This is a genomic window from Streptomyces griseoloalbus, assembly GCA_014650015.1.
Taxonomy (GTDB): domain Bacteria; phylum Actinomycetota; class Actinomycetes; order Streptomycetales; family Streptomycetaceae; genus Streptomyces; species Streptomyces griseoloalbus.
The window spans coordinates 106211-129552 of sequence record BMUD01000021.1; the positions used below are offsets into that span (position 1 = coordinate 106211).

Below are 23342 nucleotides of genomic sequence, written 5' to 3' on the forward strand. Positions count from 1 at the left end.
GGCGGTTGCCCCACGACCGCCTCGCCGCCCGTCGCACGGAGTCCGCCGGCGGGCCGGCGCGGCGGCGGTGATCTGCGGGCGGGGGTCCGGGGGCCGGTGCGGGGGCGGGCGCGAGCGGGCCCTGGGGGTCCGTGTCCCCAAGAGCGGGGGCACGGGGGTGTCGACGCACACGCCGGGGGCCGGCACCAGGGCCGAACGCGCAGAACCGCGTTTCCCCGCGGCGTCCGGGTACCCATGCGCACCAAGCGGGTGACCAGGCCGGTGACCTACGACTTCCCTGACCGGGGGCGGGCCGGCGGGCCGGGGGCCGCGCAGAATATGGGGGACGCTTACCCATGTGGGGGCCACCGGGGGTCTGCGACCTTCTTCCTCGTGACTGAGACCGCCAGCCTCCCCACTCTCCGGAGCGCCGATCTCCCGCCCTCGTGGTGGGCGCCGGCACTGTCCCTCGCGGAACGGCTCGACGCCCCCGGCCTTTCCGGGGCGTCCGCCGAAGCCGCCGACAGCCCCGCCCCGTGGGCCGTCGGGGACGCCGGGGGCTTCGCCCTGCGGCTGGCCCATCTCGGTGTGGACCGGGCCACGGCCGCGGCGCTGGCCGCCGAGCCCGCCGAGCGGCTGGCCGCCCGCGCCGCCAAGCCCGACTGGGCGCGGTACGCCGAAGCCGTCCTGGCCGGCGCCTCCCGGGAGCCGGCGGAGCCGGTCGGCCGAGGGGGCGAGGGGCCCGACGCCTTCGCCCCGGTCGTACGGCCGCTCGTCGCCGCCGCCACCGCGCGGCTGGCCGAGCGGCTGCCCGCGGACCGCGAACTCACCGTGTGGCGGGAGGCGCTCGCCTGCCGCCTGACGCACCAGCTGGTCCGTCAGGCGGCGCGGACCCTGGTCCACGAACTCGACACGGCACGGCGCGGCGGACGACTGGCCGGTGCCGGCCCCCGTGAGCGGTTCGACGCCTTCGTCGCCGCCACGGGCACCCGGCAGGGCCTCGGCGCACTGTTCGCCTCCCGCCCGGTACTGGCCCGGATGCTCGCGCAGACCGCACTGGACGCGACCGTGGCCACCGCCGAGCTGGCGGCCCGTTTCGCGGCCGACCGGGAGGACCTGTCCGCCGGGCTCCTCGGCGGACGCGACCCGGGACCGCTCACCGGCGTGGATCTCGGCCGCGGGGACGCCCACGAGGGCAACCGGTCCGTCGCGGTCCTGCACTTCGCCGGCGAGCGGCTGGTCTACAAGCCGCGTCCGCTCGGCCAGCACGCCCTCCTCGACGACCTGGTGGGCTGGCTCAACGCCAAGGTGCCGGGGCTGGACCTGCGCACCCCGCGCAGTCTGCGCCGCGCGGCGTACGGCTGGCTGGAGTTCGTCGAGCACCGCTGGTGCCGGTCGGTGACCGAGACCGACTCCTTCTACCGGCGCCAGGGCGCGCTGCTGGCCCTGCTGTACGCCGTGGACGGCGCCGACATGCACTACGAGAACGTCATCGCCTGCGGCGACCAGCCGGTCCTGGTGGACGCCGAGACGCTGCTGCACACCGGGCTCGCGCAGTCCATGACGGCGGGCCCCGATCCGGCGGCGGACGCGCTGCAGGCATCCGTGCACCGCACCTGTCTGCTGCCGCACCTGCTGATCGGCGAGCACGGGGCTCTGGACATCTCCGCGCTCGGCCGGTCCACCGACGGCACCTACCCGAGCGAGGGCCTGCACTGGCGGGACAGCGGCCTGGACACCATGCGGGCCGTGCGCGGACCGCTGCTCAGCCCCGCGGCGCACAACCAGCCGCTGCCCGCCGGCCGCCTCCTGGAGGGCGCCGACCACCGGGCCGCGCTGCTGGAGGGCTTCCGTACCGCGTACACGGCACTCGCCGCCGACGGGCACGAACTCCTCGGCGAGGACGGCCCGTTGATGTCCGGTGCGGACCGTCCCGCACGGCTCGTCGCCCGCGCCACCCGCCTGTACGCCACACTCCTTGAGGAGTCCGCCCACCCGTCGCTGCTCGGCAACGCGCTCGCCCGGGAGGGGGTCTTCGCGGTGCTGTGGACGGAGTCCGAGCACGACGAGGCGCGCCGGCGGCTGATCGAGCACGAGACGGCGGCGCTGTGGCGCGGCGACGTCCCGCTGTTCACACACCGGCCGTCGGGGACCGCGGTGCGGGCCGACGACGGCACGTGGCTGCCCGGCCTGCTGCCGGTGGCGGGCGTGGACTCGGTGCGGGAGAAGATCGCCCGGATGGACGAGGTCGACTGCCACGACCAGGAGTGGATCATCGCGGCCACGCTCGCGGCACGGGGCGCGGGGTCCCCGCTGGACCGGCCCCGGTCCGAACTGGCGGTGGAGCCGGTGCCGGCCGTCGCGCCCGACGCCTCCCGGCTGCTCGCCGCCGCGTGCGGGATCGCCGACGAGATCGCCGCCCGCGCGGTGCGGGACGGGGGCCGGACCAACTGGCTCGGCCTGGAGCGGGTGTCCGGCCCGCACTGGGCGGTGCTGCCGATGGGCGCCGGACTCGCGCAGGGCTACTGCGGAGTGGCGCTCTTCCTGGCGCACACGGACGCGCTCGCCGGAGCGGGCCGGTACGCCGCGCTCGCCCGGGAGGCGGTCCGCCCGCTGCCCGCCCTGCTGAAGGCCCTGGCGGACGATCCCGAACTGAGCGCGGCGGCCGGGCCGGGCGCGTACGACGGTCTCGGCGGCATCGTGTACGCGGTGCTGCGGCTGTCGGCGCTGCTCGGCCCGGAGCCGGCGGACTGCCTGCCCGACGCGCTCACCGCCCTCGGACACGCCGCGTCCGCCTCACCCGATCCGGGCTTCGCCGGCGGCACGGCCGGAGCCCTGACCGCCGCCGTCGCCGTGCACGAGGCGACCGGCGACCCGGCGGCGCTGCGGCTGGCGGCCGCCCTGGCGGACCGGCTGCTCGGCGCGGTGTCCGGCCCCGACAGGGGCCCGGCGCCGGGGGCCATCGCCGCGAACGGCCTCCCCGCCGGTTTCGCCGACGGTGCCGCGGGCATCGCGTGGGCCCTGCTGCGGTACGCCGCCCGCCGCCCCCGGGAGACCGCCGCGCACACGGCCGCCGCCCGGGCGCTGCTGGACACCGCGCTGCGGGGAACCGGGGCGGCCCCCGCGGACGCGTCCTGGTCCCGCGGGCTCTCCGGGGCGGTGGCCGTCGCCGCACACCTGCCCCCCGTACCCGGCCCGCCCGCCGCGGCCCGGCCGGCGGACCCCCACGTGCGACCCGACCTCAGCCTCGGGCACGGCACGCTCGGCACGCTGGAAGCCCTGGTCGTGAGCGCCGGACGGGGCGACCCGGCCGCCGCCGGAACGCTCGCCCGGCACGCCGGCCGGACACTCGCCCTCGTCGAGGCGCAGAACCACCGCTGCGCCACCCCCGACCACGTTCCCTCCCCCGGACTGCTCGACGGGCTGTCCGGCATCGGGTACGGGCTGCTGCGCCTCGCCCACCCCGGCACCGTCCCGTCCGTCCTGCTCCTGTCCCACCCCGGCCACTGACCGGCCAGGCACCCCAGAACCACGGCACTTCCACCTCCACCCCAGTACCCCCCGTACGGACACCAGAAGGGGATCACCGATGGACCAGCACCTGAACACCGCCGCCGACTCCGCCGCGAACGCCGCCGAGGAGCAGGACGCGGCGGGCGGGATCATGCTCACCGGCCGCAACCGCGCCTGCGCCCGCGCCCGCGTCCTGGCCGGGATGGTGCTGACCAGCGGCGTCGTCATCACGCTGACCTCGGTGGACACCTCGGTCTCCGTGCCGAACTGACCCCGCGCGGTCGTCACTTCGCGTGAGGGCGCGGGCCCGCCGGGCGGGCCCGCGCCGCGGTGCGTCCGGCGGGATATCCGCTTCCGCTCCGGTGTACGCCGGTTCGCGTCGCGGCCGGGCGGGAGCACGGTGCGTGACCCCGCCGATGCGGTCTGCCCCGTATCCCGACATCCTGATTATCATCTGCGTTCATGCGTTCCCATGCGCCTTCCCTCGTCGGGCGGGACCTCCAACTCAGCCTGCTCGACAGCGCCTTGGCCGAGGCGCGTCAGGGACGGGGCGGCGTCGTCTTCCTGGTCGGTGAGGCCGGGGTGGGCAAGTCGCGGCTCGCGGCGGAGGCCGTGGGCGGCGCGCTCGGCTCCGGGATGCGGGTACTGCGCGGCCGCAGCAGCACCACCGGGCCCGCGGTGCCGTTCCGTCCGCTGACCGAGGCGCTGATGCCGCTGTTCCGCGGCGGCGAGCCCCTGGACGACGTGGCCCTCGGCCCGTACCGGCCGGTTCTGGGACGGCTCATACCCGAGTGGGACACCGGCGAGCGTGAGAGCAGCTCCATGGTGATCCTGGGCGAGGCGGTGCTGCGGCTGCTGCTGGCCGCCGGGCGCGGGCAGGGGCAGTTGCTGCTGCTGGAGGACCTGCACGACGCCGACCCCGAGACCCTCGGCGTCCTCGAGTACCTGGTGGACAACCTGGAGTACACGCCGGTCCTGCTACTGGCCACCGTGCGGACCGATTTGAGCGACGCGCTGGACCTGGCGCAGTCCGCCCGCCGCCGGGGCGTCGCCACCCTCGCCGAACTCCCGCCGCTGACCCGCTCCCAGGTGGAGGAGATGACGGCGGCGCATCTGGGGGTGGACGGCCCGCACCAGGTGCCGCCGGAGGTCCCGGACCGCCTGTGGGAGGACAGCGCAGGCAGTCCCTACCTGGTCGAGGAGCTGCTGCAGTCCATGATCGGGGCGGGCACCCTGGTGCAGGGCGGTGACGGCTGGCGCACGGTCGGCGATCTGCGGCGCGACGTCTCCTCCACGCTGGCCCGGGGCATCCTGCGTCGCATCGACCGGCTGGGCGCGCAGGGCCTGACGCTGCTGTCGGCCGCCGCGGTGCTGGGCCGCCGCTTCTCGCTCACCGTGCTTCAGCACATGACCGGCGTCGAGGACCGGACCCTGCTGAGCCATCTGCACGCGGGCGTCGCCGCCCGGCTGGTCATTCCCGACGAGCCCGCCCCCGACTGGTACTCCTTCCGCCACTCCCCGACCGTCGAGGCGCTGTTCACGCAGATGACGCCGGGGCAGCGCGCGGAACTGGCACGGCGCGGCGCGCAGGCCGTCGAGGAGCTGCACCCGGGCCTCGACGGCGACTGGTGCGCGCTGGCGGCCGGGCTGCGCTGCGAGGCCGGGGACCGGGTGGAGGCGGGGCTGCTCTACGCGGACGCCGGCGGGCGGGCCCTGGCGGCGGGCGCCCTGGGCTCGGCGGTAACACTGCTCAGCCGGGCTGAGGGGCTGCTGGCCGAGGCCGGTGATCCGCAGGCCCGGGCCTCGGTACTGGAGGACCTGCTGCCCGCGCTCGCGGAGGCCGGTGACTTCGCCCGCGCCTTCGACCTGGCCGAGGACCTGCACGCGCTGGGCGGGGCCGGGCTGAACGCCGTACGGCTGGCCACGCTGCACACCCGGCTGGCCAAGGTGGCCCACACCGCGGGCCGGTGGAGCGACGGCAACCGGCAGGTCGCCCGGGCCCGCGAGGTCCTGGCGACGGCCCCGGACGAGGCGACGGCCGCGGCCGTCGACGTCACGGCCGCCTACCTCGCCCTGGACACCCCGGGTCCGGACCGCACCCAGCACGCGGAGAAGCTGGCCCGCTCGGCGGCCGACACCGCCGAGCGGCACGGTCTGCCGGTCGTCGCCTGCCAGGCGCGGGAGCTGCTGGCCACCGTCGCCCGCGAGCGGGACCCCGAGGAGTCCGCGGACATGCTCCGGCAGGCCCTGGAGACGGCGGAGCGGCACCGGCTGCCCCTGCAGCGCATGTACGCGGCCACCCGCATGAGCGGCAATGCCTGGCTCGCCGAGGGCGACACCTCCGGCCTGCTGGCGGCCCGCGAGGAGGCGCTGCGGCTCGGCTCGGTGAACATCGTGCACACGGTGGACGGCATCCTCGTCCTGGACGCGGTACTGCGCGGTGACCACGGGACCGCCCGGTCGGCCGCGGAGGACTGCCTGGCGGTGGCGCGGCGGCTGCGCCTGGCGCCCGTCGTGCGGTACGTCCTGATGGCGCGGGCCGCCCTGGAGGCGCACCGCGCGGACCGGGCGGCGATGGAGGCGACGCTGGCGGCGTTCACCGAGTGGGACGGAGCGGGTTCGCAGGAGGAGCCGCTGAGCCTCGGCCTGGCCCGCGCCTTCTGCGCGCTGCTGGAGGAGGACCGCGACCTGGCGCGCGCCGAACTGCGAGCGGTGCAGGCGCTGGAGGCGGACAACCCCTCCACCTACCACCTCGGCGGCATCCACGGCCTCGTCCTGCTGCTGGACGTGCTCGCCGGTGACGCGGACCGGACCCGGCACGAGGAGATCACCGCCACCGCGATGGCCCGGATGCGATGGAACCGCCAGTTCGTACTGTTCGCCGACGCCGTGCTGCTGGGCCGGGAAGGCGCGGGGCCGCACGCCGTCGCGGCGGTGGAGGCGGCGCTGGCGGCAGCGGAACCGTATCCGCTCGCCCGGCACCTGGGGCTGCGGCTGATCGCGGACGCGGCGCACCAGGACGGCTGGGGTGATGCGGTGGGCTGGCTGCGGCAGGCCGAGCACTACTTCCACGAGCGGGACGTCGCGGCCGTCACCGGCGCCTGCCGGGCGGCGCTGCGCCGCTTCGGCGCCCCGGTGCACCAGCACCGCTCCGGCACCCTCTTGATCCCGCGGGAACTGCGCGCCAAGGGCGTGACCGTGCGGGAGTTCGACGTGTTCCGGCTGCTCGCGGAACGGCTCAGCAACAAAGACATCGCCGCCCGGCTGTTCATCTCGCCCCGCACGGCGGAGAAGCACATCGCGAGCCTGATCACCAAGACCGGGGCGGCCAACCGCGCGGACCTGTGCGCGCGGTCGGCCGCCTTGCGGGAGTAGGGCCCGGCCGGCGACGGGCCGCCTACCGCATCTCGCGCACCGCCCTGGACGCCAGCACCGCCAGTCCGGTCGCGGCGAGCACCGCGACCGCCACCCCGAACAGGGCGGAGATGTCCTTGCCGGCCAGCGCCCCGCACACGATCAGCGACAGCGGGGCGACGGCGTAACCGAGGACCATGTCGACGGAGACGACACGGCCGAGCACGTCCTGCGGGATGTTCCGCTGGATCCAGCTCAGCCCGAACACGCCCTGGAAGCCGATGGCGAAGCCCATGGCGAGGACGGTCGCCACGACGACCGGGGTGCTGTGTACCAGACCGAGGACGGCCATTCCCGCGCCGAGCCAGCCGGCCAGGGCGGCCACCAGCAGGCCGACCCTGGGCCGCCCGCCGAGGGCGCCGCCGGCGAGCGTGCCGAGCACGGCTCCCGCGGCGAGGGAGCCGTTGAGCATGCCGAGCGTGGCCGAGCCGCCGCGCAGCACCTGGTCGGCGAGGGTGACGAAGCCGACCGTGAAGGGCCCGGCGTAGCAGAAGTTGACAGCCGTGTCGAGGGCGACGATGGTCCGCAGCCGCGGGTCGCGGGCGGTGTACGTGATGCCCTCGCGGATGCGGGCGACGAGCGACGCCTGCTTCCCGGGAGAGCCGCCCGTGTCGGTGCGGGACGCCCGGGGGCGGGTGCGTACGCGGGCCACGCACAGGCCGCACAGGGCGAAGCAGACGGCGTCGACGAGGAAGGCGACAGGCGCCTGGGTCAGCGCGATGACCAGACCGCCGACGGCCGGGCCGACGACGGCGGCCGTCCGCGCGCCGGCCCCCATCAGCGCGTTGGCCGGGGTGAGCAGGTCGTCGTCGACCACCGAGGGCAGGATGGAGACGCGCGCGGGCTGGAAGAAGGCGTCGACGGTGCCGAAGGCGGCGGCCGCGGCGCACAGCATCCACACCGTCAGGTTCCCGGACAGCCCGGCCAGTCCGACGGCCGCCATCAGGACGGCGCGTGTCCAGCTGGAGGCGACCATGAGGGCGCGTGGGGACATCGAGTCGCCGAGGCTGCCGCCGACCAGGGTGAACAGGGCGCGGGTGACGGCCTGGAAGGCCAGGACGTAACCGAGGGTGAGGGTGGAGCCGGTCAGGTCGAGGGTGATCCAGGAGAACGCGACGACGCTGAAGCCGTCGCCCAGCAGGGACAGTGCCTGCCCCGTCCACAGGAGCCGGAAGGACCGGTGCAGGGCGGGGGCCCACAGGCGTGGGCCGGCGCCGGCGAGGGTGGTGGCCATGGGGGTGCCTTTCGTCGGACCGGGGTCCGGTCAGTAGCGGACGGGCAGGGCGGTGAGGCCCCGGTTGAGCAGGGAGGGCTGCCAGGCCGGCCGGCCGGGGTCGGCGAGGATCAGACCGGTGTGGTCGCACACCAGCGTGCGGACGGCGGCCACGGCGACCAGGCGGGCCAGGGCGGCGCCGATGCAGAAGTGGGCGCCGAAGCCGAATCCGAGATGGGTGGCGCCGGAGCGGCGGACGTCGAACCGGCCGGGGTCGGGGAAGCGGGCCGGGTCGCGGTTGGCGGCGGCGGTGACGAGGAAGATGCGGTCCCCGGCGCGCAGGGTGCGGCCGTCGAGGTCGAGGTCGCGTGCGGCGGTGCGGATGGACATCTTGGACGGGCCGTCCAGGCGCAGGGTCTCCTCCACCGCCCCCTGCGCCAGGTCGGGTTCGGCCCGGACGGCGGCCAGCTGGTCGGGGCGGGTGTGCAGGGCCAGGACGGTGTTGGCGATGAGGTTGCTGGTGGTCTCCCCGCCGGCGAACGCCATCTGGGTGAGCATCCCGACGAACTCCTCCTCGGTGACCGAGTCGCCGACCCGGCCCTCCCGGAGCACCTGGCTGATCAGGTCGTCACCCGGTTCGGCGCGGCGCCGGGCGACGAGGGCGCCGAGGTAGTCGTCGAGGCTCACCAGCGCCTGGAGGGAGGCCCGGTACTCGCTCTCCTCCTGGGCGGTGCCGAGGACGAGGTCGGCGACGCGGGTGTTCCAGTACCAGAAGGAGGGCCCGTCGGTGGGCGGGATGCCGAGCCAGCGGGCGAACACCAGGGCGGGCAGCGGTTTGGCGACGTCGGCCAGGAGGTCGCCGGTGCGGCCGGGCGTCGCCCTGCGGGCGAGGACGGCCCGGGTCGCCTTCTCGGTGAAGGCGCGGTAGCGGGCCACGGCACGCGCGGAGAACGACTCCTGGAAGACCTGGCGGAGCCTGCGGTGCTGGGGCGGGTCGTTGAAGACCATCCAGCGCGAGAGGATCCCGAAGGCCCGTTCGGCGTCCTCGCGGGCGCCCTGCGGGACGGCGTCCATCAGGGGCCGCACCCGGTCGGCGGAGACCGCGGGGTCGCGCAGGCAGCGCATCACCTGGTCGTAGCCGGTGACGAGCCAGGCGTGGTGCAGGGGGCTCCAGTGGACGGGCGCGTGGTCGCGCAGGGCGTCGAGGTGGTCGTAGGGATCGGCGATCATGTCCGGGGAGAGCAGGTAGCGCTCGGTGAGGACGGAGGTGTGGGTGGTCATCGGTTCTCTCCCGTCCCGGTGAGCCCGGTGGTGGCGCCGGGTCCGGCGGCCTCCGCGGTGCCGGCGTGCCCGATGCCGGTGAGCAGGCCGGCGATGCCGCGCACCCTGGGCTCGGCCATCATCGACATGTGGTCGCCGTCGCTGACGTGCAGCGTGAGCCCGCCGCCGGCCACCTCCCGCCAGCGGGCGACGTAGGTGTCGTAGTCGACGTCCAGGCCGGGCATGGTGCGGCCGCGCGGCAGCCCCGCGGCCTCGCTGCCCACCACCAGGTGCACATGACCGGGGTAGGGGCGGACCTCGTACGCGGCGAGGGCGGCGAGCAGCGAGTGCCACACCTCGATCGGGGCGTCCTCGACGAGGGCGGCCTCGGACGGGCTCATGCCGGCTCCGAGCAGGGTGGCGGTGAGTTCGGCGGTGGCCCGGTCGCGCCGCGGGGAGGGCGGCAGGTCGCGCAGCCGGTCACGCAGGCGCAGGGCCTCGCGCAGGTCCCGGGTGACGCCCAGGAGCCGGGCACGGGCGGCGGTGTTGGGCAGGTAGGGCTCGATGAGGACCAGCGGGGCGACGGTGTGCCCGGCCCGGTCGAGCTGGGTGGCCATCTCCAGGGCGATGTTGGCGCCCATGGACCAGCCGAGCAGGGCGTGCGGGCCGGTGCCGCCGCGTTCGGTGATCTCCCCGACGTAGTTGGCGGCGATGCCGGTCACGGTGCTCGGATCGGTGCCGCCGAGCAGGCCGCGCGCCTGGAAGGCGTGCACGGGGCGGCCGGGCGGCAGGGCGCGGGCGAGCGGGACGAACCAGGCGGCGCTGCCGCCGGTGGGGTGCACGCACCACAAGGGCTCCCCGGTGCCCTCACGCAGCCGCACCTCGGAGGTGACGGCGGCGGGCAGGCCCTCGCCCGCCGCCCGGACGGCGTGCCGGGCGAGCCGGGCGATGGTGGGGTGCTCGATCAGGTCGCCGACGGAGACCGGCAGGCCGCGCGCGGCGGCCATGAGGGAGACGCGGACGGTGGACAGGGAGCTGCCGCCGATGCGGAAGAAGTCGTCGTGGACGCCGATCCGGGACAGGCCGAGGACCTCGCGCCAGATCTCGGCGAGGATCTTCTCGGCGGCACCGGACGGGGCGACGTACTCGGTGTCCGTGCGGTCGAGTTCGGCCGGCGGCAGGGGCAGCGCCCGCTTGTCGATCTTGCCGCTGCGGTTGACCGGCATCTCGTCGAGGACGACGAACCGTGCGGGCACCATGTACCCGGGCAGAAAGGCCCGCAGGGCGCCGCGCAGTTCCTCGGGCGCGGGCCGGTGTGCTCCGAAGACGACGAGGTAGGCGACGAGGGCCGGTTCGCCGGGCAGGTCGGTGCGGTGCAGGACCACCGCCTGCCGGACCTCGGGGAGTTGCCTGAGGGCGTGTTCGATCTCCCCGAGCTCGATGCGGAATCCGCGCAGTTTGACCTGGGAGTCGCGGCGGCCCAGCCACTCCACGGAGCCGTCCGGCCGGTGCGTGCCGAGGTCGCCGGTGCGGCACAGGCGGTCGCCGGGGGCCCCGTACGGGTCGGGGACGTAGGTGGCGGCGGTCAGGGCGGGCCGGCCCAGGTAGCCGCGGCCGACGGCGTCTCCGCCGAGGTGGATCTCGCCGGGCACGCCGGCCGGGACCGGCTGGAGGTCGTCGTCCAGGACGTGGACCCGCGTGTTGCGCATCGGGGTGCCGACGGGCGGACGTCCCTGCCCGGGGCTCAGCTCGGCGGCGAGGGACCACACGGAGGTCTCGGTGAGCCCGTAGATGTTGTGGAAGCGACGGCCGCGCGACCACAGGTCGGCGAGTTCGGCCGGGCAGGCCTCGCCGGCGACCTGGAGCACCTTGAGGCCGGGGAAGGCGTCCTCGCCGAGGACGGCGAGGGCGCTCGGCGGCAGCATGGCGGCGGTGACGCGCGTCTCGCGCAGGGTGCGCGCGAGGTCGGGACCGGGGCGCAGGTCGTCCCTGGGGGCGGTGACCAGGCAGCCGCCGTTGGAGAGGGACCAGGTCAGTTCCAGGATCGAGGCGTCGAAGCCGAAGGAGGCGAACTGCAGGACGCGGTCCTCGGGGGTGGGGTCCACCAGGTCGCGCTGGCCCTCGAGCATGTTGGACAGGCCGCGGTGCGGGATGGCGACGCCCTTGGGGATGCCGGTGGAACCCGAGGTGTAGATGATGTAGGCGAGGGTGTCGGCGTCGGCCTGTGGGCCGCCCGGCACGGGCTCCTGGTGTTCCGAGGGGGCGTCGAGGTGGACGACCGGCCCGTCGAAGGGCACCGTGCCGGCCAGGGGCCGCTGGGTCAGCAGCACGCGCATGCCGCTGTCCTGCGCCATGAACGCGAGACGTTCGGTGGGGTGTTGCGGGTCCAGCGGCAGGAACGCGCCGCCGGAGCGCAGCACGCCGACGGCGGCGCGCACCAGGTCCGGGCCGCGTTCGGCGCAGATGCCGACCACCGTCTCGGGGCCCACGCCGAGCCGCCGCAGCCGGCGCGCCAACTGCTCGGCCTGCTCGTTCAGTTCGGCGTAGGTGAGCCGCTGCCCGAGGTGCTCGACGGCGGTCGCGTCCGGGGTGCGGGTGGCGTGGCCGGCGATGTGCTCGTGCAGGAGCAGCGGGGAGGACGGGACGACGGGACCGCGGGCCCAGTCGTCGAGGGCGGTGGCGCGGGCGGCGCCGGTGAGGGCGGGCCGGGTGACGCGGCCGTCGGGGTCGGCGGTCATGGCCTCCAGCTGGGCGCAGTACACGTCGGCCAGTTGCTCGGCGGTGGCGGGGGCGACGTACTGCGGGTCGGCGTCGAGGGTGAAGGCGTTGACACTGGCGTTGACCAGCAGCGGGAACATGGTGCGGGCGATCTCCAGGGAGTCGTCCCAGGAGTCGTGGGAGAGACGGTGGAAGTTGACGTAGTTGAAGACGGCGTCGGTCAGCCGCGGTTCGGTCGGCCGGAGTTCGGCGATGCGGACCAGGGGAACCCTGCGGTGCGGCAGCATGCCCTGCTCGGCCCGGAAGACGTCCCGCAGGTAGGCGAGCCAGGTGCCGCGCGGGCGGGCCACCCCGAACGGCACGGTGTTGAGGAACAGCCCGCGCATCCGGTCGGCGCCGGGCAGTTCGGGACGGCCGTTGGTGACCAGGCCGATGCTGTGGCCGAGGACGTCGTCGTCGCGGCCGGCGAACAGGCTCATGGTGTGGTGGAAGGCGGCGATGAGCACGGTGCGGCGCGGCACGCCCGCTTCCCTGGCGAGCCGGCCGATGCGTTCGGCGAGGTGGGCGTAGGAGCGGCGGACCTCGTGGACCGGCGGGTGGTCCTCGGCGGCGCCGTCGGTGCGGCGGCGGAAGGTGACCGGCCGCAGCTCGGCGAGCCGGTCGCGCCAGTACGCCAGTGACTCCTCGCTTCCCAGCGCGGCGCGTTCCAGGGCGACGTACTCGGCGAACGCCGGCGCGTTCGGCGGCTGCGGGGCGGCGCGGTGGGCGACGGCCTCCCGGTGCAGGGCGAGCAGGTCGGCGACGAGGGAGGTCAGACTCCAGCCGTCCAGGACGACGTGGCAGTCGGTGAGGACGAGCCGCAGGTCGTGGTCGGTGATGTGGTGCAGGTGGATGCGGACCAGGGGGGCGGCGGCCAGGTCGAAGCGGCGGTCGAACTCCTCGTCGACGAAGCGGCGCAGCCGCGCCCGCTGCTCCTCGCGCGGCAGCCCGCGCAGGTCGGTGTAGCCAACGGGCAGATGGGCGGTGCGGTGGACGAGCTGGAGGGGCTCGCGGTAGGAGACGAGGTCGACGGAGGTGCGCAGGATGGGGTGGCCGGCGACCACCGCGTCCACGGCGGCCTGGAAGACGTCGAGGTCGAAGCCCTCGGGAACAGTGATCTTCAGGTCGGTGACGTTGTGGTAGGCGCCGCGCCGGGGGTCGGCGAGCATCTCGTGCAGCATGCCCGCCTGGAGCATGGTGAGCGGGTAGGCGTCGGCGAGGTGGTCCGGCAGCCGGCCGGCGTCGGCGGGGTCCAGCTGGGAGAACGGGGCGACGGGCTCCGGGGCGTCGACCGCGTCGGTGACGACCGCGGCCAGGTCGGCCAGGGTGCGGGCGCGGAAGACGTCGGCGACGGTGAAGGCGAGCCCGGCGAGGCGGCCCAGGCCGACCAGGCGCAGGGCGAGGATGGAGTCGCCGCCGAGGTCGAAGAAGTTGTCGCCGCGGCCGACGTGTTCGGTGCCGAGGACCTGGCTCCACACCCCGGCCAGGGTCCGCTCGACCGGCCCCTCGGGCGGCACGTGGGCGCGGTGCCCGGCGGCTCCGGCGTGCACGGCGGTCAGCGCGGCGCGGTCCACCTTGCCGTTGGCGGTCAGCGGCAGCCGCTCGTGGCGGACGAACAGGGCCGGGACCATGTAGTCGGGCAGGCTCAGCCGCAGCCCCTCGCGCAGGGCGGGCGGATCGAGCGGGCGGGCCTCGGGCGTGACGACGTGCGCGACCAGCCGCGCCGTGCCGCCGTCGGCGCGGGCCACCACGGCGACGTCCCGGACGCCGGGCAGGGCGCGCAGCGCGGTCTCGATCTCGCCGGGCTCGATCCGGTACCCGCGGATCTTCACCTGATGGTCGGCGCGGCCCACGTAGGCCAGCCGGCCGTCGGGCAGCACGCGCACCAGGTCGCCGGTGCGGTACATGCGGGCGCCGACGGCGCCGAAGGGGTCGTCCAGGAAGCGTTCGGCGGTCAGCTCGGGCCGGTTGCGGTAGCCGCGGGCGACGCCGCCGCCGGAGACGTACAGCTCGCCGACGGCGCCGGGCGGGACGAGCCGGCCCCAGGGGTCGAGGACGTATCCGTGCTGTCCGGCCAGCGGTCGTCCGATCGGCGAGCGGACCGTGCCGCGGACGTCGTCCTCGGTCACGGTGTGGATCGTGACGTGCACGCAGGTCTCGGTGATGCCGTACATGTTCACCAGGGCGGGACGGCGCCCGGGGGTGGCGAACCAGTCGCGGTAGTCGCGCACGTCGAAGGCGTCGCCGCCGAAGATCACCGTGCGCAGGGCCAGGTCGTCGAAGCCGGCTCCGGCGTCCCCGAGGTGGGCGCGCAGGCCCTTGAAGGCGGCGGGGGTCTGGTTGAGGACGGTGACGCGCTCCTCGCGCAGCACGCGGTGCACGGCCGCCGGGTCGCGCACCTCGTCCGCGCCGAGCACGACGACGCGTCCGCCGCCGGTGAGCGGTGCCCACAGTTCCCACACGGAGAAGTCGAAGGCCGGCGAGTGCATCAGCGTCCACACGTCGGCGGGGCCGAAGTCGAAGTGGTGGTCGGCGGCGGCGAGCAGCCAGGCCAGGTTGGCGTGGGTGACCTCCACGCCCTTGGGCCGGCCGGTGGAGCCGGAGGTGTAGATGACGTAGGCGAGGTCGTCGGGGGCCGGTCGGATGTCGCCGCCCCCGTCGGGGGTGTGCTCCCCCTCGGGAGTGTGCTCCCCGTCGGAGTCGAGCAGCACGAGCCGGGCGGGCAGGGAGTCGACGGCGGTGCGCGTGGCGGTGTCGGTGACGATCCAGTCGACGCCGGCGTCGGTGACGGTGAACTCGCGCCGGGCCCGCGGGTGGGAGGGGTCGAGCGGGAGGTAGGCGGCGCCGGCCCGCCAGATGCCGAGGAGGGCGGCCGCCAGGTCGGGGGTGCGGTCGAGGCAGACGCCGACGAGCGAGCCGCGGGCCACTCCGGCCGCGCGCAGCCGCCGCGCCAGCGCGGAGGCGCGGGCGTCGAGCCGGGCGTAGGTCAGGGAGCGGCCGGAGCCGCTGACGGCGACGGCGTGCGGGGTGCGGGCCGCGTGCTCGGCGAACCGGTCGGGCGCGGTCCGCGGGTCGGTGCCGACGGCGGCGCCGGTGTTGGCGGGGCCGTCGGCACCGAGGAGGTGGCCGCGTTCGGCGGGAGTGAGCGGGTCGATGCCGCTGAGCGGGGTGTCGGGGGTGGCGCAGAAGGCCTCGAGCAGGGTGACGGTGTGCCGGGCGAGGGAGGCGACCGTGGCCTCCTCGAAGAGGTCGGGCCGGTAGACGAAGGCCAGCTCGGTGCGGTCCGCGCCGTCGCGCAGGTCCAGGGTGAGGTCGAACTTGGCGGTGGTCAGGCCGATCGGGTACGGCGTCCCGGTCGCCCCGCCGAGGGCGAAGCCGGGCGCGGCGGCGCCGGACTGCGTGTAGAGCACCTGCACCAGCGGGTTGCGGGCCAGGTCGCGGTCGGGGCTGAGCGCGTCGACGACCCGCTCGAACGGCAGGGACTGGTGCTGGAAGGCCTCCAGGACCCGGTCCCGGGTACGGGCGAGCAAGGTGGCCGGGGTCGGGGCGTCGGAGAGATCGCCGCGCAGCACGAGGGTGTTGGCGAAGAAGCCGACGAGCTGCTCGGTCTCGACGCGTTCCCGGTTGGCCACGACGGTGCCGACGGCGATGTCGTGCTGCCCGGTGTGGAAGGCGAGTGCGGCCTGGAAGGCGGCCAGCACGGTCATGTAGGGGGTGGTGCCCGCGCGGTGGCCCAGTGCGGCGACCGCGCGGGTGAGGGCGGGCGGCAGGGTGACGCGGTGGACGGCCCCCCGTCCGGAGGGGGCCTCCGGACGGGGGTGGTCGGCCGGCAGCTCCAGCGGGGTGAGCCCGGCCAGACGGGTGCGCCAGTGCTCCAGCGCGGCGGACTGGTCGCTCTCGCGCTGCCAGATCGCGTAGTCGCTGTAGTCCAGCGGCAGTTCGGGCAGCTCCGGGGCGCGTCCGCGCGTTCTGGCGCGGTACAGCTCGGCCAGGTCGCGGACGAGGAGGTCGAGGGACCAGCCGTCGGAGACGATGTGGTGCATGCCCAGGACCAGGACGTGATCCTCGGCGGCGGCGCGTACGAGGGTGGTCCGGAAGGCGGGTTCGCGGGCGAGGTCGAAGGGGCGCAGGGCGGCCGCGTGCACGGCGGCGGCCAGCCGGCGTTCGCGGTCCCCGGCGTCCTCGCCGGTCACCTCGGTCACGTCCAGGACCGTGTCGCCCACGGGCAGGATCCGTTGGTGGGGAACGCCCTCGTGCTCGGGGAAGACCACACGCAGCTGCTCGTGCCGGGCGGCCAGGTCGGCGACGGCCGCGATGAGGGCCGGCACGTCGAGCGGGCCGGTCAGCCGCCAGGCGGCGGGGAGCAGGTAGGTCGGCGCGCCGGGGTCGAGCCGGTCCAGGAAGTACAGGCGCTGCTGGGCCGCGGACAGCGGGATCCGCTCCGGGCGCGGCCGGACCCGGGCCGGGCCGGTGTCCCGGGCGGCGGCCCGGCCGCGCAGCCGCTGTTCCAGCAGGCGCCGGGCGGCCGTGGAGAGGGCGCCGCCGGTGGTGGCGGGGCCGGGACGCACATCGGGTGTGGTCATGGGGGCGCTCCGATCTCGGTTCGGGAGGGGGAGGAAATCGGTGGGGGGCGGTCGTCGGGCGGTGGTCCGTCGTCCCGACGGCCGCGGTGGGGCCCGGACGGTGGGTGCCGGGCGGCCACCGCCGGGACGATGGCCGCCGGGCGGCGGGGGCGGACGGTCGGGTGTCAGAAGTCGGCCGTGAGGGACAGGTCGATCTCGTCGTCGCTCATCTGCGAGATGAGCTCCAGCAGGCGCCGCTCCACCTCGGCGGCGAGCCGCTCGACGGTGGGGTTCTCGAACAGGTCGCGGACCTGGAGCGGGCAGTCGAAAGCGGTCCGCAGCCGGGAGGCGACCGCGACCGCGCGCAGGGAGTGGCCGCCCAGGGCGAAGAAGTCGTCGTGGACGCCGACCTTCGGCAGGTCGAGCACCTCGCACCAGATCTGCGCCACGACCGTCTCGGCCGGGGTGCGCGGTGCGACGTCGGCGTGCGGCGCGGACGCCTCGGGCTCGGGCAGGGCGGCGGTGTCCAGCTTGCCCTGCACGGTCAGGGGCAGGGCGTCCAGGAGGACGAACGCGGACGGGACGAGGTAGTGGGGCAGACGGGCCCGGCAGTGGGTGCGCAGGGACTCCTCGGACAGTCCGCCGCCCGCGGCGTAGCCGACGAGGGCCGTCTCGCCGTTCAGGGTGCGCACCACGACGGCCGCGCCGCGCACCCCGGGGTGCGCGCGCAACACCGCTTCGGCCTCTCCCGGTTCGACGCGGAAGCCGCGGATCTTGACCTGGTCGTCGTTGCGGCCGAGGAACTCCAGTTCACCGTCGGGCAGTCGGCGTACGACGTCGCCGGTGCGGTAGAGGCGGCCGCCGGGCGTGCCGAACGGGTCGGGGACGAACCGCTCGGCGGTGAGGGCGGGCCGCCCGAGGTAGCCGCGGGCCATCTCGGGTCCGCCGAGGACGAGTTCGCCGGGCACACCGGCCGGTACGGGTTCGTCGAGCGGGTCGATCACGTAGGCGCGGCGGCTGCCCAGGGGCCGGCCGATGGGCACCCGGCCGGCCGGGACCGAGGCGACTCGGTGCGCGGTGGCGGAGATCACCGTCTCGGTGGGGCCGTAGGTGTTGACCACGGGCACGCCGGGCAGATGGGCGAACCAGCGCGCCAGAGGGTCGGCGGGCAGCGCCTCCCCGCCGGTCACCAGCAGCCGCAGGGAGGCCAGCCGGGGGGCCAGCGTGTCCAGGCGGGCCACCAGTTCCGTCCAGTAGGAGGGGGTCAGCTCCATGACCGTCACCCGCTCGGCGGCGACGTACGCGGCCAGTTCCTCCGGCGTCCAGACCTCGTCGGGGCGCACCAGCACCGTCGCCCCGGTGCTCAGTGCGGGCAGGATCTGCTCGAGCGAGGCGTCGAAGGACGTGGAGGCGAAGGTGAGCACCCGGTCCCGCGCGGTCAGCCCGAATGTTGCGCGAGCGGTGGCGACATGGGCGTCCAGGGCGTGGTGCTCGACGCCGACGGCCTTGGGGCGGCCGGTGGAGCCGGAGGTGAAGATGACGTAGGCGAGGTCGTCGCGGCGGGGGGTGTGGCGGGGCCCGGCGGGGTCGGGGAGGACGTCGCCGACGTCGACGGTGCCGGTCCCGAGGGCGGCGGCGCGGTCCCGGGTGCGCGCGTCGCACACCAGGTGCCGTACCGCGGCCTCCTCGCACATGTACCGCAACCGCTCCTCGGGCAGGCGGGGGTCGAGCGGGACGTAGACGCCGCCCGCCCGCCAGACGGCGAGCATCGCCGCCACGGACCACACGCCGCGGCCGACGCACACGCCCACGGCGTCGCCCGGGACCGTGCCCGCGCGGACCAGGGCCGCGGCCAGCCCGCCGGTGAGGGCGTCCAGGCGGGCGTGGTCGAGGGTCGTGTCCTCGCAGACGACGGCCGGGGCGTGCGGCGGGCCCGTCACCTCGAACGGCGCCGCGGGCCGCGCGTCCCGTCCGGCGCCCGCGACGAGGTGCCGCCGCTCGTCCGCCGAGAGCAGGGCTACCTCGTCGGCCCGCGTGGCGGGATCGGCCAGCAGGGCATCGAGGACACGGCCGACGTGGTGGGCGAACCGGGTCGCGGTGTCCGGGTCGAACAGATCCGCGGCGTACTCGACGTTGAGCGCGAAACGGTCCGGCCGGATCACGAAGGTGGCGGTCAGGTCGAACTTGGCCGACCCCCAGGGCAGCGCGAAGTCGGCCGTCTCCAGGCCGGGCAGGCCGATGCCGGCCGCCGAGGACTCCTGCACGTCGACCATGGCCTGGAACAGCGGGTTGCGGGACAGGTCGCGTTCCGGGCGCAGCCGCTCCACGACCTGCTCGAACGGCACCTCCTGGTGGTCGAACGCGCCGAGGACGACGTCGCGCACCCGGTCCACGAGGGCGCCGAAGGAGGGCCGCCCGGACAGGTCGGTGCGCAGGACGACCGTGTTGACGAAGAAGCCGACCAGCGGCTCCAGTTCGAGCCGCCCGCGTCCGGCGACGGGCGTGCCCACACAGATGTCGGTCTGTCCGGTCCAGCGGGCCAGCACCGTCTGCGCGGCGGCCAGCAGCACCATGAAGCGGGTCACGCCGCGCTCGCGGGCGAGGGTGTCGACCCGGTCGACGAGTGCGCGGGGCAGGACGGTCTCGACCGCGCCGCCCCGTCCGGTGAAGGCGGGGGGTCTCGGCCGGTCCGTGGGCAGTTCCAGCACGGGGGCGTCCTCGAGGACCCGCTCCCAGTAGGCGAGCTGCGGATCCAGGGCGGCGCTGTCGGCGCGGTCGCGCTGCCACACGGCGTAGTCGCCGTACTGCACGGGCAGCGGTGCCGACGAGGCGCGCCCGCCCGCCCGGCGGGCCGCGTAGTGCCGGCCGAGTTCGTCCAACAGCACGTTCTTGGACCAGCCGTCGGTGACGGCGTGGTGGAAGGCGAGCAGGACGACGTGGTCGTCGTCGGCCAGCTCCCACACGCCGGCCCGCAGCAGCGGCGGCCGGTCGAGGTCGAAACGGCGGGTGGCGTGCGACGCGGCCAGGCTCCGTACGGCCTCCAGGCGGCCCTGCTCGTCCGGGGCCTGCGGTGCCCGCTCCCAGAGCAGGGGCACCGTGATCCGGTCCCAGACCTGCTGCACGGGGCGGCCGTCGATCTCGACGAGGGCCGTGCGCAATACCTCGTGCCGTTCGGCCAGGTCGTCCAGGGCGGCCTGCCACGCGGCACGCTCCAGGCCTCCGCGCACCCGCCAGCAATACCACAGCAGGTACGACTCGCCGTGGTCGGAGGTGCGGTCCAGGAACCACAGGCGTTCCTGCGCGAAGGACAGTGGCAGCGGCCTGGTGCGGTCGACGGGGACGACCTCGGCGCCGCCGCCGCGGGCGGCCGCCACCCGCGGAGCGAAACCGCGGACAGTGGGGTGCTCGAAGACGGTGCGCAGTTCGATCTCGCGGCCGAGGCGCTGGGCGATCCGGGAGACCGCCATGGTGGCGAGCAGCGAGTGGCCGCCCAGGTCGAAGAAGCCGTCGTCGATGCCGATCCGGTCCAGGCCGAGGACGTCGGCCCACACCTCGGCGACGATCCGCTCGGTCTCGTCGCGGGGCGCGGTGTACGCGGGATCGTCGGTGGCGCGGGTGTGCGCGGGGTCGGGCAGGGCGGAGCGGTCGAGCTTGCCGGACACGCCGACCGGGAGGGCGTCCAGGACGACGAACTCGGACGGTACGGCGTAGTGCGGCAGGTAGCGGGCGCACCAGGCGCGCAGTTCGGCCCGGCCGGGCGCGGCGGGCGCGTCCGGGGCGGGTACGACGTAGCCGGTGAGGCCGCGTCCGGTGGCCCGGTCGGGCCGGGCGGCGGCAGCGGCGACCAGCGGGCAGGCCCGCAGCACCGTCTCCACTTCGCCGAGTTCGATCCGGAAGCCGCGGATCTTGACCTGGTCGTCGCGGCGGCCGAGGAACTCCAGCTCGCCGCCGGGCGTCCAGCGCACCAGGTCGCCGGTGCGGTAGAGGCGGCCGCCGGGCGGCCCGTACGGGTCGGGCACGAAGCGCTCGGCGGTGAGCGCGGGGCGCCCGAGGTAGCCGCGGGCCAGCTCCGTGCCGCCGATGAGGAGTTCACCCCCGACACCGACCGGGACCTGCTCGCCCTCGGCGTCGACGACGTACACGCGGCGGTCGCCCAGGGGCCGGCCGATGGGCACGGTGTCCCCCGGCGGGTCGTCGGCGTCGTGGGTGGTGGCGGTGACTGTGGTCTCGGTGGGCCCGTAGGCGTTGCAGACCCGCACTCCGGGGACGGCGGCGCGCCAGGCGGCGAGGGTGTCGGCCGGGACGGCCTCCCCGCCGAGGACGAGCAGCCGCAAGGAGCCCAGGGCGGCGGCCAGCCGCCGGTCGAGGGAGAGCGTGAGCTCCGACCAGTAGGTGGGCGGCACGTTGACGACGGTCAGGCCGTACCGCTGCACGATCTCGGGCACCTGCGTGGGCAGCCAGGGCTCGTCGGGCCGCATGACGACGGTGGCGCCGGAGGTGAGGGCGGGCAGCACCTGGTCCAGCGAGGCGTCGAAGGCGAAGGAGGCGAAGGCCAGCACCCGGTCCGCGCAGGTGATCCCGAAGCGCTGCCGGGCGGCGGCGACGTGCGAGGCGAGGGCGCCGTGCTCGACGCCGACCGCCTTGGGTCTGCCGGTGGAGCCGGAGGTGAAGATGACGTGGGCCAGTTCGCGGGGGTGCGGCCGGTGGCGGGGGGCGTCCGCCGTCGGGGGGAGCGCGGCGACGTCCACCGTGACCGGTGCGAGCGGTGCGAGCGGTGCGGCGGTGTCGGCGGTGGCGGGTTCGGTGACCACGCAGGCCAGCCGGGCCTCCTCGGCCATGTACCGCAGCCGCTCGGCGGGCAGTTCCGGGTCGAGGGGCACGTAGGCGCCCCCCGCCCGCCAGACGCCCTCGATGGCGGCGACCGACCACGGGCCGCGGCGCAGCAGCACGCCCACGGGGTCGCCGGCGGTGATCCCGGCGGCGCGCAGCGCCGCGGCCAGTGAGCCGGTCATGGTGTCGAGTTGGGCGTAGTCGACGCTGTCCTCGCCGCAGCGCAGCGCGGTGGCGCCGGGATCGCCGCGGAAGACGACCGGCGGCGCCGGCTCCGCCGGGCGGTCGGGTGCCCGGTGCCAGTCGGGTCGGGGCCGGCCGCGGCCGGCGGGGCCGTCGGACAGGGCCCGCAGCAGGTCCTGGACAGGCGTGTCGGGGTCGGTCAGGACGGCCCTGAGCAGGGCCGTGTAGGAGCCGGCGAAGGCCCGCATGGTGGCGGCGTCGAAGAGCGCGGTGGCGTACTGCAGGACGGCGGCGACGCTGCCGTCGGTCCGCAGGGTCAGGTCCAGGAAGACGTCCAGCGGGGTCTCGGTGAGCGGTGGCTCGACCAGCGTCACCTCCAGGCCGGGCATCCGCACCGGCTGGATCGGCGCGTTGAGCAGGGTGAACGAGGCCTGGGCGAGCGGGTGGCGGGAGAGGTCCCGGGAGCCGCCGAGGGCGCCGACGACGAGGTCGAAGGGGGCCTCGGCGTGGGCGAGGTCCACCGGCACCCGACCGCGCGCCCGGTCCAGCAGGGCGCCGAAACCCAGCCCGCCGGACAGGTCGGCGCGGAGCACGACGGTGTTGACGAGGGGGCCGATGAGCCTGTCGGCGCCGCGCCGCGCTCGGTCGGCGAGCGTGCTGCACACGGCGACGTCGGTACGGCCCGCCCAGTGTCCGAGGAGCGCCTGGTAGGCGGTGAGTAGAAGCGTGTACCGGGTGACGCGCCGGGAGCGGGCGAGGGCGTCGACCGCGGTGACCAGGTCGGCCGGCAGGTCGAAGCGGACCACGTCGCCGGAGCCGTCCCAGACCCGCGGACGCGGCCGGTCGGTGGGCAGATCGAGCGGGGTGAGACCGCGCAGCCGTTCGCGCCAGTGGCCGAGGAGTCGCTCCAGCCGTTCGCCGCGCAGCCGTTCGGACTGGGCGCGGGCGAGGTCGGCGTGGCGCAGGGCGGGCGGGGCCACCGGCTCGCCCCGGTAGCCGGCGGCGAGTTCGTCCAGCAGGACACCCCACGACCAGCCGTCCACGGCGATGTGGTGCACCTCGACGAGCAGGAGGTGCTCATCGGGCGCGACGCGGGCGAGCACGGCCCGCACCGGGTGCTGCGCCGACAGGTCGACGGGGCGTCCCAGCCGGCGTGCGAACAGTTCCTCCGGCCCGTCCGCCTCGTCCCGCTCAAGTTCCACGCCCGCGGGCGGGTCGACCACCAAGGCCGGTTCCCCGCCTACGTCGAGGAACCGGGTGCGCAGCACCTCGTGCCGCGCCACGATCCCGGACAGCGACCGCTCCAGCCGGTCCACGTCCAGCGAGCCCCGCAGCCGCAGGACCAGCGGAAGCATGGATCCGGTGGAGGAACCGGCCAGCTGGTCCAGGAACCACAGGCGGCGCTGCGCGAAGGATGCCGTGTCGGAGCCGACGTCGTGCGGAGCCTTGTCGTGGGCCGGTCCTGCTGTCACTGTGAGCCTCCAAACGGTGTTTTGCAGCAGACTGCCGCCGGCGGTTCGGGGCCCATAGGGAAGAAGACGCAGCACCGCGAGCAGAGCCGGCTGCGGTCGTGGACGCGGGCACGGATGTGTCCACGGAATCCGGCCCCCGGGGCACGGTGCGTGAGCCCC

Annotated in this window: 7 protein-coding genes; 3 read left to right on the forward strand and 4 right to left on the reverse strand. The window is 75.6% G+C overall.

Features of this window, described 5'->3' with window-relative positions; genetic code table 11:
* Positions 1-372 precede the first annotated feature (372 nt).
* From IE178_RS27305 to IE178_RS27315, 3 genes are all read left to right on the forward strand, one after another.
* Complete coding sequence (locus tag IE178_RS27305; protein WP_193514133.1) at positions 373-3489, forward strand: type 2 lanthipeptide synthetase LanM family protein; 3117 nt, start codon at positions 373-375, stop codon at positions 3487-3489.
* A gap of 79 nt (positions 3490-3568) precedes the next feature.
* A complete protein-coding gene (locus IE178_RS27310; RefSeq protein WP_193514134.1) occupies positions 3569-3763 on the forward strand; it encodes a hypothetical protein in 195 nt (64 codons plus the stop codon).
* 191 nt (positions 3764-3954) lie between these two features.
* A complete protein-coding gene (locus IE178_RS27315; RefSeq protein WP_184765740.1) occupies positions 3955-6867 on the forward strand; it encodes a helix-turn-helix transcriptional regulator in 2913 nt (970 codons plus the stop codon).
* Between the two features lie 22 nt (positions 6868-6889).
* Here the strand turns inward: IE178_RS27315 and IE178_RS27320 are convergent, their stop codons facing one another.
* The 4 genes from IE178_RS27320 to IE178_RS27335 form a co-directional block, all read right to left on the reverse strand.
* A complete protein-coding gene (locus tag IE178_RS27320) occupies positions 6890-8140 on the reverse strand; it encodes an MFS transporter (RefSeq protein WP_193514135.1) in 1251 nt (416 codons plus the stop codon).
* A gap of 30 nt (positions 8141-8170) precedes the next feature.
* Positions 8171-9400, reverse strand: coding sequence for a cytochrome P450 (locus tag IE178_RS27325; protein WP_193514136.1), 1230 nt, complete (start codon positions 9398-9400; stop codon positions 8171-8173).
* Positions 9397-16719 carry a non-ribosomal peptide synthetase gene (locus IE178_RS27330; protein WP_193514137.1) on the reverse strand — a complete coding sequence of 2441 codons (7323 nt, stop codon included), beginning with the start codon at positions 16717-16719 and terminating at the stop codon, positions 9397-9399. The genes IE178_RS27325 and IE178_RS27330 overlap by 4 nt, the downstream gene beginning before the upstream one ends.
* 164 nt (positions 16720-16883) lie before the next feature.
* Positions 16884-23183 (reverse strand): non-ribosomal peptide synthetase, encoded by a 6300-nt coding sequence (locus tag IE178_RS27335; protein WP_193514138.1) that lies wholly within the window; start codon positions 23181-23183, stop codon positions 16884-16886.
* Between the last annotated feature and the right edge of the window lie 159 nt (positions 23184-23342).

What these genes read in the sequence shown, in the direction of transcription:
- IE178_RS27310 (WP_193514134.1), top strand. Translation starts at nt 3,569, where the DNA reads ATGGACCAGCACCTGAACACCGCCGCCGACTCCGCCGCGAACGCCGCC.
- IE178_RS27315 (WP_184765740.1), top strand. Translation starts at nt 3,955, where the DNA reads ATGCGTTCCCATGCGCCTTCCCTCGTCGGGCGGGACCTCCAACTCAGC.
- IE178_RS27320 (WP_193514135.1), bottom strand. Translation starts at nt 8,140, where the DNA reads ATGGCCACCACCCTCGCCGGCGCCGGCCCACGCCTGTGGGCCCCCGCC.
- IE178_RS27325 (WP_193514136.1), bottom strand. Translation starts at nt 9,400, where the DNA reads ATGACCACCCACACCTCCGTCCTCACCGAGCGCTACCTGCTCTCCCCG.
- IE178_RS27330 (WP_193514137.1), bottom strand. Translation starts at nt 16,719, where the DNA reads ATGACCACACCCGATGTGCGTCCCGGCCCCGCCACCACCGGCGGCGCC.